This window comes from Enterobacter sp. MGH120 (assembly GCF_001037725.1).
In the GTDB taxonomy this organism is placed as follows: domain Bacteria; phylum Pseudomonadota; class Gammaproteobacteria; order Enterobacterales; family Enterobacteriaceae; genus Enterobacter; species Enterobacter hormaechei_C.
This window is the reverse complement of record NZ_KQ089940.1, coordinates 3885616-3897833: the sequence shown is the minus strand read 5'-3', so window position 1 is coordinate 3897833 and position 12218 is coordinate 3885616. Positions and strand designations below refer to the sequence as shown.

10 protein-coding genes and 1 other annotated feature are annotated in these 12218 nt (G+C 57.3%); of the genes, 8 read left to right on the top strand and 2 right to left on the bottom strand.

What is annotated here, in order from left to right; genetic code table 11:
- The first annotated feature begins 30 nt into the window (after window positions 1–30).
- The 8 genes from apt to SK54_RS18180 all read left to right on the top strand — a co-directional run bounded on the left by apt (window position 31) and on the right by SK54_RS18180 (window position 8892).
- Window positions 31–582 carry an adenine phosphoribosyltransferase gene (gene apt, locus SK54_RS18215; protein WP_000127359.1) on the top strand — a complete coding sequence of 184 codons (552 nt, stop codon included), beginning with the start codon at window positions 31–33 and terminating at the stop codon, window positions 580–582.
- An 88-nt stretch (window positions 583–670) separates the two neighbouring features.
- Window positions 671–2599, top strand: a complete 1929-nt coding sequence (gene dnaX / locus SK54_RS18210; RefSeq protein ID WP_048247736.1) for a DNA polymerase III subunit gamma/tau — start codon at window positions 671–673, stop codon at window positions 2597–2599.
- Window positions 1929–1993, top strand: a sequence feature (DnaX frameshifting element). It overlaps the preceding gene by 65 nt.
- A 53-nt stretch (window positions 2600–2652) precedes the next feature.
- On the top strand, window positions 2653–2985 hold the full coding sequence (locus SK54_RS18205) for a YbaB/EbfC family nucleoid-associated protein (protein ID WP_003858972.1): 333 nt from the start codon (window positions 2653–2655) through the stop codon (window positions 2983–2985).
- Entirely contained in the window at window positions 2985–3590 is a 606-nt protein-coding gene (recR, locus tag SK54_RS18200; protein WP_006809843.1) for a recombination mediator RecR, read from the top strand. The genes SK54_RS18205 and recR overlap by 1 nt, the downstream gene beginning before the upstream one ends.
- A 110-nt stretch (window positions 3591–3700) precedes the next feature.
- The gene (htpG, locus tag SK54_RS18195) at window positions 3701–5575 is read left to right on the top strand and encodes a molecular chaperone HtpG (RefSeq protein ID WP_048247733.1); all 1875 of its coding nucleotides are present in this window, start codon (window positions 3701–3703) and stop codon (window positions 5573–5575) included.
- 218 nt (window positions 5576–5793) lie between these two features.
- The gene (gene adk, locus SK54_RS18190; protein ID WP_006809841.1) at window positions 5794–6438 is read left to right on the top strand and encodes an adenylate kinase; all 645 of its coding nucleotides are present in this window, start codon (window positions 5794–5796) and stop codon (window positions 6436–6438) included.
- Window positions 6439–6562: 124 nt separating this feature from the next.
- Window positions 6563–7525 (top strand): ferrochelatase, encoded by a 963-nt coding sequence (hemH, locus tag SK54_RS18185; RefSeq protein ID WP_017383216.1) that lies wholly within the window; start codon window positions 6563–6565, stop codon window positions 7523–7525.
- A gap of 62 nt (window positions 7526–7587) precedes the next feature.
- Window positions 7588–8892: an inosine/guanosine kinase gene (locus SK54_RS18180; protein WP_032647466.1), complete on the top strand. Its 1305-nt coding sequence runs from the start codon at window positions 7588–7590 to the stop codon at window positions 8890–8892.
- Between the two features lie 93 nt (window positions 8893–8985).
- On the opposite strand, the gene ybaL is transcribed toward SK54_RS18180, so the two are convergent.
- Window positions 8986–10662: a YbaL family putative K(+) efflux transporter gene (gene ybaL, locus SK54_RS18175; protein WP_017383218.1), complete on the bottom strand. Its 1677-nt coding sequence runs from the start codon at window positions 10660–10662 to the stop codon at window positions 8986–8988.
- Window positions 10663–10894: 232 nt separating this feature from the next.
- Entirely contained in the window at window positions 10895–12115 is a 1221-nt protein-coding gene (locus SK54_RS18170; protein WP_015571242.1) for an MFS transporter, read from the bottom strand.
- Window positions 12116–12218: the final 103 nt, after the last annotated feature.

Genomic DNA, 12218 nt, shown 5'->3' with positions numbered 1-12218 from the left:
AGTAACACTGTTTCATTTAGGCACAAACCGATGACCGCAACTGCACAGCAGCTTGAATATCTGAAAAATAGCATCAAAAGTATCCAGGACTATCCAAAACCTGGCATTCTTTTCCGCGATGTCACCAGCTTGCTGGAAGACCCGAAAGCGTACGCCCTCAGCATTGAACTGCTGGTTGAGCGTTATAAAAACGCCGGGATCACCAAAGTAGTAGGTACTGAAGCCCGTGGCTTCCTGTTTGGCGCACCGGTTGCGCTGGCGATGGGCGTGGGTTTTGTGCCGGTGCGTAAGCCGCGCAAACTGCCGCGTGAAACCATTGCTGAGAGCTATGAGCTGGAATACGGCACCGATCAGCTGGAAATTCACGTTGATGCCATCAAGCCAGGCGACAAAGTGCTGGTGGTGGACGATCTGCTGGCAACCGGCGGCACCATCGAAGCGACCGTGAAGCTGATCCGTCGTCTGGGCGGGGAAGTGACCGACGCGGCATTCATCATCAACCTGTTCGATCTCGGCGGCGAGCAGCGCCTGGAAAAACAGGGTATTACCAGCTACAGCCTGGTGCCATTCCCGGGACATTAATCCCGTATCTCACAACCTCGCTCAATGGGTGAGGTTGTGATAGCATTCCCCTCCATTAATTCACCTTCCAGCGTTGCAGAGCCTGCCCATGAGTTATCAGGTGTTAGCCCGTAAATGGCGACCACAAACCTTTGCTGACGTTGTCGGTCAGGAACATGTGCTGACGGCCCTGGCGAACGGCTTGTCGCTAGGTCGCATCCATCACGCCTATCTTTTTTCCGGCACCCGCGGCGTCGGTAAAACCTCTATTGCCCGTCTGCTGGCAAAAGGTCTGAACTGCGAAACCGGGATCACCGCCACCCCGTGCGGCGTGTGCGACAACTGTCGTGAGATCGAGCAGGGGCGTTTTGTCGATCTGATTGAGATCGACGCCGCCTCGCGCACCAAAGTGGAAGATACCCGCGATCTGCTCGACAACGTGCAGTACGCCCCGGCGCGCGGCCGCTTCAAGGTCTATCTGATCGATGAAGTGCACATGCTGTCGCGCCACAGCTTCAACGCCCTGCTGAAAACGCTGGAAGAGCCGCCTGCGCATGTCAAATTCCTGCTGGCGACCACCGATCCGCAAAAGCTGCCGGTCACGATCCTCTCGCGCTGCCTGCAATTCCATCTGAAGGCGCTCGACGTTGAGCAGATCCGCGCTCAGCTTGAGCATATCCTCGATGAAGAGAACATTGTCCACGAGCCGCGTGCGCTGCAACTGCTGGCCCGTGCCGCGGACGGCAGCCTGCGCGATTCGTTGAGCCTGACCGATCAGGCGATTGCCAGCGGTGACGGTAAACTCTCCACCGACGCGGTCAGTACCATGCTCGGCACGCTGGATGACGATCAGGCGCTGTCGCTTATTGAAGCGATGATTGCCGCCAACGGTGAGCGAGTGATGGCGCTCGTCAACGACGCCGCTGCCCGTGGCATTGAGTGGGAAGCGCTGCTTGTCGAGATGCTCAGCCTGCTGCACCGCGTGGCGATGCTGCAACTGTCTCCGTCGGCCATTGGCGCGGACATGGCGACCATTGAACAGCGGATGCGTGAACTTGCGCGCACCGTGCCGCCGGCTGACGTTCAGCTTTATTATCAGACGCTGCTGATTGGCCGCAAAGAGCTGCCTTTTGCACCGGATCGCCGGATGGGCGTTGAAATGACGCTGCTGCGCGCGCTGGCCTTCCATCCGCGCAAGCCATTGCCGGAGCCGGAAACGCCCCGGCAGTCCTTTGCGCCGGTAGCGCCGACCGCGGTAATGTCACCGCAGCAGGTGCCACCGCAACCGGCATCGCCGCCGCCGCAAAACGTGCCGCTGTCGGATGCCACCAGTTCGGTGCTTGCCGCACGAAGCCAGTTGCAACGTGCGCAGGGAGCAACCAAACCAAAAAAGAGTGAACCGGCAGCGCCTGCAAGAGCGCGGCCGGTGAACAACGCCGCGCTTGAACGACTGGCCTCGGTAACGGAGCGCGTGCAGTCGCGTCCGGCACCGTCCGCGCTCGAGCAAAAAGCCCCGGCGAAAGAAGAGGCATACCGCTGGAAGGCGACCACCGTTGTTGAAACGGTCAAGGAAGTGGTCGCCACGCCAAAAGCGTTGAAAAAGGCGCTGGAGCATGAAAAAACGCCGGAGCTGTCCGCGAAGCTCGCGGAAGAATCCATTGAGCGCGATGCCTGGGCCGCCGAGGTCAGCAAACTGCAACTGCCGAAGCTGGTGGAGCAGGTCGCGCTGAACGCCTGGAAAGAGCAGGACGGTAATCAGGTGCGTCTGCACCTGCGCCCTGGCCAGCGGCACCTCAACTCCCCTGGCGCGCAAAAGGCGCTGGCCGAGGCGCTTACCGCATTACAGGGTGTACCGGTTGAATTGACTATCATTGAAGATGATAATCCGGCGGTGAAAACGCCGCTCGAGTGGCGTCAGGCCATTTATGAAGAGAAGCTCGCGCAGGCGCGCGAGGCGATAATTGCGGATAACAACATCCAGACCCTGCGTCGGTTCTTCGACGCCGATCTGGATGAAGAGAGTATTCGCCCCATTTGATCGTGAGTCTGACTTACGGTTGTAATCCTTAACGTGAAAGAAGAGAGAAGCCTATGTTTGGTGGAAAAGGCGGTCTGGGTGGTCTGATGAAGCAGGCTCAGCAGATGCAGGAAAAAATGCAGAAGATGCAGGAAGAGATCGCTCAGCTGGAAGTCACGGGTGAATCCGGTGCCGGTCTGGTCAAGGTGACCATCAACGGTGCGCATAACTGCCGTCGCGTTGAAATCGACCCGAGCCTGCTCGAAGACGACAAAGAGATGCTGGAAGATCTGGTTGCAGCCGCGTTTAACGATGCCGCTCGCCGTATCGACGAAACCCAGAAAGAGAAAATGGCCTCTGTTTCCAGCGGTATGCAACTGCCGCCGGGCTTTAAGATGCCATTCTGATGCAAACCAGTCCGCTGCTCACGCAGTTAATGGAAGCACTGCGCTGCCTGCCGGGCGTTGGCCCGAAGTCGGCGCAGCGTATGGCGTTTACGTTATTGCAGCGAGACCGCAGCGGCGGGATGCGCCTGGCGCAGGCTCTGACCCGCGCCATGTCAGAAATTGGCCACTGTGCGGATTGCCGGACCTTTACCGAGCAGGACGTATGTAACATTTGCACGAACCCGCGTCGTCAGGAAAACGGTCAGATTTGCGTGGTGGAGAGTCCGGCGGACATCTACGCCATCGAACAAACCGGGCAGTTTTCCGGCCGCTATTTCGTGCTGATGGGGCATCTCTCCCCGCTGGATGGCATCGGCCCGGACGATATCGGTCTCGATCGCCTGGAGCAGCGCCTGGAGTCGGAAACCATCAAAGAGGTGATCCTCGCCACCAACCCGACGGTGGAAGGGGAGGCAACCGCCAACTACATCGCCGAACTGTGCGCGCAGTACGGCGTTGACGCCAGCCGCATCGCCCACGGCGTGCCGGTCGGCGGTGAGCTGGAGATGGTCGACGGCACCACGCTGTCACACTCGCTGGCCGGACGTCACAAGATTATTTTCTGACCAAACGGAGGCTGCGCGCGCGGCCTCCGCTTGAAAATTCCTCCCCTTATCCCCATCTCTCACTCAACGTTTTACAACCCCATTAAATGGCATTGTTGAGGTCGACTTAGATGAAAGGACAAGAAACCCGTGGTTTCCAGTCAGAAGTAAAACAGCTTCTGCACCTGATGATCCATTCCCTGTATTCCAACAAAGAAATCTTCCTGCGTGAGCTGATTTCCAACGCCTCGGATGCGGCGGACAAGCTACGCTTCCGCGCGCTGTCTAACCCGGAACTGTATGAAGGCGACGGCGAGCTGCGCGTGCGCGTCTCGTTTAATAAAGAGAACCGCACCCTGACCATCGCCGATAACGGCATCGGGATGAACCGCGACGAGGTGATTGACCACCTCGGAACCATCGCCAAATCCGGCACCAAAGCGTTCCTTGAGTCCATGGGCTCTGACCAGGCGAAAGACAGCCAGCTGATCGGTCAGTTCGGCGTAGGCTTCTACTCGGCGTTCATCGTGGCGGACAAAGTCACCGTGCGCACCCGCGCCGCGGGCGACAGCGCCGAGAACGGCGTGCTGTGGGAGTCTAAAGGTGAAGGCGAGTACACCGTTGATGACATCACCAAAGCGGATCGCGGCACCGAAATCACCCTGCACCTGCGTGAAGGCGAAGACGATTTCCTGAACGACTGGCGCGTACGCTCCATTATTAGCAAATATTCCGACCATATTGCGCTGCCGGTTGAGATTGAAAAACAGGAAGAGAAAGACGGCGAAACCGTGGTTTCCTGGGAAAAAATCAACAAGGCGCAGGCGCTGTGGACGCGTAATAAAGCTGAAATTAAAGACGACGAGTACAACGAGTTTTACAAGCACATCGCCCACGACTTCACCGATCCGCTGACCTGGAGCCACAACCGTGTGGAAGGGAAACAGGAGTACACCAGCCTGCTGTACATTCCGGCGCAGGCGCCGTGGGACATGTGGAACCGCGATCACAAGCACGGCCTGAAGCTGTACGTGCAGCGCGTCTTCATCATGGACGACGCCGAGCAGTTCATGCCGAACTACCTGCGCTTTGTGCGTGGCCTGATAGACTCCAACGATCTGCCGCTGAACGTCTCCCGTGAAATTCTTCAGGACAGCACCGTCACCCGTAACCTGCGCAACGCCCTGACCAAACGTGCGTTGCAGATGCTGGAAAAACTGGCGAAGGACGATGCGGAAAAATACCAGACCTTCTGGAAACAGTTTGGCCTGGTGCTGAAAGAAGGTCCGGCGGAAGATACTGGGAACGTGGAAGCTATCGCTAAACTGCTGCGCTTCGCCTCTACGCACAACGACTCCTCCGCCCAGACCGTGTCGCTGGAAGAGTACGTCTCCCGCATGAAAGAAGGGCAGGAGAAGATCTACTACATCACCGCCGACAGCTATGCGGCAGCGAAGAGCAGCCCGCATCTGGAACTGCTGCGTAAGAAAGGCATCGAAGTGCTGCTGCTGTCTGACCGCATCGACGAGTGGATGATGAACTACCTGACCGAGTTCGACGGTAAATCCTTCCAGTCCGTTGCCAAAGCCGACGAGTCTATCGATAAGCTGGCGGATGAAGTGGACGACAGCGCGAAAGAAGCCGAGAAGGCGCTGGAGCCGTTCGTTGAGCGCGTTAAAACGCTGCTGGGCGACCGCGTGAAAGAGGTGCGCTTCACGCACCGTCTGACCGATACGCCAGCCATTGTCACCACCGATGCGGACGAAATGAGCACCCAGATGGCGAAACTGTTCGCTGCGGCGGGCCAGGCCGTGCCGGATGTGAAATATATCTTTGAGCTTAATCCGGATCACCCGCTGGTGAAACGCGCGGCGGATACCCAGGACGACGCCCGCTTTGCGGAGTGGGTTGAACTGCTGCTGGATCAGTCCCTGCTGGCCGAGCGCGGTACGCTGGAAGATCCTAACCTGTTCATTAAACGTGTGAATGCGCTGCTGCTGGCGTAATCTTCCCTCACCCCGGCCCTCTCCCACAGGGAGAGGGTGAAAGAGTTCCCTCTCCCTGTGGGAGAGGGTTAGGGTGAGGGCACCAGACCGCCCGAAGCCAAATTATCTCCCCTCGTTAACCGTTTCAGCCTTCCCGCCTTCCTTGAGCCATACCCGTTCTGGTGGTATTGTTTAGCGCTTTTTGAAAAATTGAATCGACTTTTGAGGGGATTTTCGCAATGCGTATTATTCTGCTTGGCGCTCCGGGCGCGGGTAAAGGAACTCAGGCTCAGTTCATCATGGAGAAATACGGTATTCCGCAAATCTCCACCGGTGACATGCTGCGCGCCGCTGTTAAATCTGGCTCCGAGCTGGGTAAACAAGCGAAAGACATCATGGACGCAGGCAAACTGGTGACCGACGAACTGGTTATCGCGCTGGTTAAAGAGCGCATTGCTCAGGAAGACTGCCGTAACGGTTTCCTGCTGGACGGCTTCCCGCGCACCATTCCTCAGGCTGACGCCATGAAAGAAGCGGGCATCAACGTGGATTACGTGCTGGAGTTCGACGTACCAGACGAGCTGATCGTTGACCGTATCGTTGGCCGTCGCGTACACGCTGCTTCTGGCCGCGTTTACCACATCAAATTCAACCCACCTAAGGTTGAAGGCAAAGACGACGTGACCGGCGAAGAGCTGACCACCCGTAAAGACGATCAGGAAGAAACCGTGCGTAAACGCCTGGTGGAATATCATCAGATGACCGCACCGCTGATCGGCTACTACACCAAAGAAGCGCAGGCGGGTAACACCAAATACGCGAAAGTGGACGGCACCAAAGCCGTGGCTGACGTACGTGCAGAGCTGGAAAAAATCCTCGGCTAAGCGCACCTCTCTCACCCGGAGCCCCGGGTGAGAAAAATTCTCATCTTACCTATTACAGCAATGGGTTTCGTTTAAACGCATTTCCGCTACAATTGACAGCCTATCAAATGGTTAAGAGGCGTGAATGAGTCAGGCGAAAACCGGCATCCTGCTTGCCAATCTGGGCACCCCAGAAGCACCTACTCCAGCGGCGGTCAAACGCTACCTGCGACAATTTTTAAGCGACACGCGCGTCGTGGATACCCCAAGACTGCTGTGGTGGCCACTGCTGCGTGGCGTCATTCTGCCGATTCGTTCCCCGCGTGTGGCAAAGCTCTATCAGTCCGTGTGGATGGAAGAGGGCTCGCCGCTGATGGTGTACAGCCGTCGTCAGGAGAAGGCGCTGGCCGCCCGCCTGCCGGACATGCCCGTTGCGCTCGGCATGAGCTACGGTAAGCCGTCCCTGGAAAGCGCCGTCGACTCTCTGCTGGCGCAGGGCGTTGAACACATTGTGGTGCTGGCCCTTTATCCGCAGTATTCGTGCTCCACGGTAGCTGCCGTCTGGGACGAACTGGCGCGCATTCTGGCGACCCGCCGCCGTATACCGGGTATCACCTTTATCCGCGACTACGCCGATAACGAGCTGTACATTCAGGCGCTTGCCAGCAGCGCGCGCGCGTCGTTTGAAAAACACGGCGAGCCGGATCTGCTGCTGCTCTCCTATCACGGTATTCCGCAGCGTTTCGCGAACGAAGGGGATGATTACCCCCAGCGTTGCCGCGATACCACCCGCGAGCTGGTCTCCGCCCTCGGCCTGCCGCCTGAGAAGGTGATGATGACCTTCCAGTCGCGCTTCGGCCGTGAACCGTGGCTCACCCCGTATACTGATGAAACGCTTAAGATGCTGGGCGAGAAGGGCGTGAAGCACATTCAGGTGATGTCGCCGGGCTTCTCGGCGGACTGTCTGGAAACGCTGGAAGAGATTGCTGTCCAGAACAAAGAGTTCTTTATGGAGGCGGGCGGAACGAAATACGAATACATTCCTGCGCTTAACGACTCCCCTGAACACATCGACATGATGGTGTCACTGGTCACCACCCGCCGCTGATCGCGTTACGGGCCGGGTTTGTGCTACCATTCCCGGCCCGTATTCTTTGCACAGTTCAGACCATGAAATTTCCCGGTAAACGTAAGTCCAAACACTATTTCCCCGTCGATGCCCGCGATCCGCTGTTACAGCAAATTCAGCAGGAAAGCGAAACCAGCGCTGCCTGGGTGGTCGGTATCGATCAGACGCTGGTGGACATTGAAGCCAAAGTGGATGATGCGTTTGTCGCACGTTACGGTCTGAGCGCCGGGCACTCGCTGGTGATTGAGGATGACGTTGCTGAAGCGCTGTATCAGGAGCTGGTGCGCGAAAATCTTATCACCCACCAGTTTGCCGGCGGCACCATCGGCAACACCATGCACAACTACTCCGTACTGGCAGACGACCGCTCGGTGCTGCTTGGCGTGATGTGCAGCAATATCGAAATCGGTGGCTATGCCTACCGCTACCTGTGCAATACCTCCAGCCGCACCGATCTGAACTATTTGCAGGGCGTTGACGGGCCGATTGGCCGCTGCTTTACGCTGATAAGCGATTCCGGCGAGCGTACCTTTGCCATCAGCCCCGGCCATATGAACAAGCTGCGCGCTGAAAGTATCCCGGAAGAGGTGATCGCGGGCGCGTCTGCGCTGGTACTGACCTCCTATCTGGTGCGCTGCAAGCCGGGCGAACCAATGCCGGACGCAACCATGAAGGCAATTGAGTACGCGAAGAAATACAACGTGCCTGTGGTTCTGACGCTGGGCACCAAATTCGTCATTGCCGACAACCCGGAGTGGTGGCAGGCCTTCCTGAAAGAACACGTCTCGATTCTGGCGATGAATGAAGAAGAAGCCGAAGCGCTGACCGGCGAAAGCGATCCGCTGCTGGCGTCTGATAAGGCGCTGGACTGGGTAGATCTGGTGCTCTGCACCGCCGGGCCGGTCGGGCTGTATATGGCGGGCTTCACGGAAGAAGAGAGCAAGCGGAAAACCCAGCACCCGCTGCTGCCGGGCGCAATCGCCGAATTTAACCAGTACGAGTTCAGCCGCGCCATGCGTTATAAAGACTGCATCAACCCGCTGCGTATCTTCTCCCACATCGCACCGTATATGGGTGGCCCCGAGAAGATCATGAACACCAACGGCGCGGGCGACGGCGCGCTGGCCGCGCTGCTGCACGACATCACCGCCAACGCCTACCACAAAACCAATGTGCCGAATTCCAGCAAGCACACCTTCAACTGGCTGACCTACTCCTCGCTGGCGCAGGTGTGCAAGTACGCGAACCGCGTGAGTTATCAGGTGCTGAACCAGCATTCACCGCGCTTAACGCGGGGGCTGCCGGAACGGGAAGACAGCCTCGAAGAGGCGTATTGGGACAGGTAAAAGCAAAACGGCAACCTGTGGTTGCCGTTTTTAGTGTTTGTTCCCTCTCCCTGTGGGAGAGGGCCAGGGTGAGGGCATCAGGCCGCACAAAACTTAACCCGTCACCGCCTCTTCAACTGGCGGTTTTGTCAGCATTGTCAGCATTGTATTCGCAATCTCACGCTCACCCATCACCACCTGATTCGCGCCGCGCTCGGTGATGTACTCCACTTCGTCATCATAATGGGCGCGGGCAATGATTTCGATATGTGGGCATTTTTCACGGGCTGTGGCGACAATCTCGCCAGCCTCGTAACCGTTCGGGATAGTGAGCAGCAGCCAGCGAGCGCAGTCCAGATGCGCCAGATTCATAATCTCTTCGTTAGCCGCGTTGCCCAGCACCGCGCGGATGCCGCGCTCGCGAAGCTCGTCGACGCGAGTGCGGGAGGTTTCAATCACTACCAGGGGGATCCCCTGGGCCATCAGCTTCTCACCGAGCAGGCTGCCGACGCGGCCAAAACCGACCAGCAGCGCGTGGTTGCAGATATCTACGGGGATCTGTTTCTCCTCCTCAATCGCTTCTTCCAGGGTTTGCTCTTCGAGGGTTTCGGTCTTCTCGAGATATTTCTCCAGCAGGGCAAACAATACCGGGTTTAGCATGATGGAGAGGATCGCCCCCGCCAGCACCAGATTTTGCCCCGCCTGTGGCAGCAGGTTCAGGGCCATCCCCAGACCGGCAAGAATAAAGGCGAACTCGCCAATCTGCGCCAGGCTGGCGGCGATGGTCAGCGCCGTGCGCGGCGAATGGCCGAACATCCGTACCAGGAAGAAGGCGGCAACGGACTTACCAAAGATGATGATTGCCAGCGTACCCAGCACGGCCAGCGGCTGCTGAATGAGGATCAGCGGGTCGAACAGCATCCCGACGGAGACAAAGAACAGCACCGCGAATGCATCACGTAGCGGCAGGGTATCGTGCGCGGCACGGTGGCTCAGCTCGGACTCGTTCAGCACCATCCCGGCGAAGAACGCGCCCAGCGCAAAGGAGACGTCAAACAGCTCGACGGCGCCAAAGGCAATGCCCAGCGCCAGCGCAAGGACCGAAAGCGTGAACAGTTCACGCGAGCCCGTGGCGGCGCTGCGGGACATGATCCACGGCACCAGACGGCGGCCCACCAGCATCATGATGGCGATAAACGCCACGACTTTACCGATGGTAATGCTCATATCCAGCGCCAGCGAGGCGAAGCCGATATTCTCTTTTTCCATCATCCCGGCAACGGCAGGCAGCAGAACCAGCGTCAACACCATTACCAGATCTTCAACAATCAGCCAGCCTATCGCGATTTGTCCGCGCTGGCTGTCTATCAGCTGTCTCTCTTCAAGCGCGCGCAGCAGCACCACGGTACTGGCGGTTGAAAGACACAGCCCAAATACGATACCGGTCATGATTGACCAGCCCAGCACCGCCGAAAGCGCCATGCCCAGCAGCGTCGCCACCCCTATCTGGGCGATCGCTCCCGGTATGGCGATCGACTTTACCGCCATCAGATCCTTCAGGGAAAAATGCAGTCCGACGCCAAACATCAGCAGGATCACGCCCAATTCCGCCAGCTCAGGCGCCAGTTTGGTATCAGCGACAAAACCCGGCGTAAAGGGCCCTGCCAGCACGCCCGCCAGTAAATAGCCTACCAGGGGCGAAATACGCAATTTATTGGCAATCATGCCGAGAATAAAAGCGAGCACAAGTCCACCAACAATGGTGGTGATAAGCGGTGTGGCGTGGTGCATTCCGTCTCCTTTCGCGATGGGTGATCCATTTTTGGTGCAAATACCAAAAAGCCGATTAATAGTTTATGACAATTTTTACGCTTATGTTTATGAATAATTGTTGAAATCACAATAAAAAGGCAATAAGCATGAAAAAAGGCAGATTTTGATAAATTTGCTGAGGGGAGGGAGAGGAAAGCCTTATGGCATCAGGTTATCCGGCTGCCAAAGTTTAACTTTGGCAGCCGTGAAGTCACGCTTTATGACGATTGTCAGGCAGGAATATGGTCAACATCCCCAGAAGTGGCAGGAAAGCGCAGATTTTATAGACCAGGAAGATGCTGGTGTGGTCTGCAACCATCCCCAACACGGCTGCGCCAAGGCCGCCCATGCCAAAGGCAAAACCGAAAAAGAGGCCGGAAACCATACCGATACGTCCCGGCAGCAGCTCCTGCGCGTAGACCAGGATGGCTGAAAATGCCGATGCGAGAATAAAACCAATAATCACCGTCAATATTCCGGTCCATTCCAGCGTTGCGTACGGTAAAACAAGCGTAAACGGCGCGACGCCGAGGATAGAGCCCCAAATCACATATTTACGTCCAATTTTATCCCCTACAGGGCCGCCTATCACCGTGCCTGCCGCCACCGCAAACAGGAAGGCAAAGAGGTGGAACTGGGCGTTTTGTACTGATAATCCGAATTTTTGCATCAGATAGAAGGTGTAATAGCTGCTAATGCTCGCCATATAGAAATATTTCGAGAAAATCAGTACCAGCAGCACGCTGACGGCAAGGATCACCTTATTGCGCGGAAGGGGATTGGTTATCTTCGCGGCAGGTTTTCCCTTATTTACGCGATGCTGCGCGGCATACCAGCGGCTGATTTGCGCCAGGACGACAATCGCCAGCAGCGCGGCCAGCACAAACCACGCCACGTTGCCTTTGCCGTAAGGCGCGATAATTACCGCCGCCAGCAGAGGACCGAGGGAGCTACCAAAGTTACCCCCCACCTGGAACAGAGACTGCGCCAGCCCGTGACGTCCGCCGGAGGCCATACGTGCCACGCGGGACGATTCCGGATGGAACACCGATGAACCGGTTCCCACCAGCGCCGCGGCAACCAGTACCGCCTCAAAGCTGCCCGCCATGGCCAGCAGCACCAGCCCGCTCAGGGTGAAGCACATGCCAATGGGCAGCGACCATGGCATCGGGTATTTGTCCGTCCAGTAGCCCACCACCGGCTGTAGCAGCGAAGAGGCCAGCTGGAAGGTCAGGGTGATCATCCCGATCTGCACGAAGGTTAATGAGAACTCAGACTGCAACAGCGGGTAGATCGCCAGAATCAGCGACTGGATCATGTCGTTGAGCAGATGAGAGAGACTGATTGCGCCTAATACTTTAAAGGAAGTGCGCGATTTCGGCGGCGACGCCGGAGCGCCCTGGACGGGCTGGGTTGATTCACTGATTGCCATAAATACCACGTCGATTTGTTATTAGAGATGCAGGGAGTAATTATTATCCGACTAACATACCCGTCCGTGACATTTGAAGAAAGTCGCAATTCTGAAAACTTAT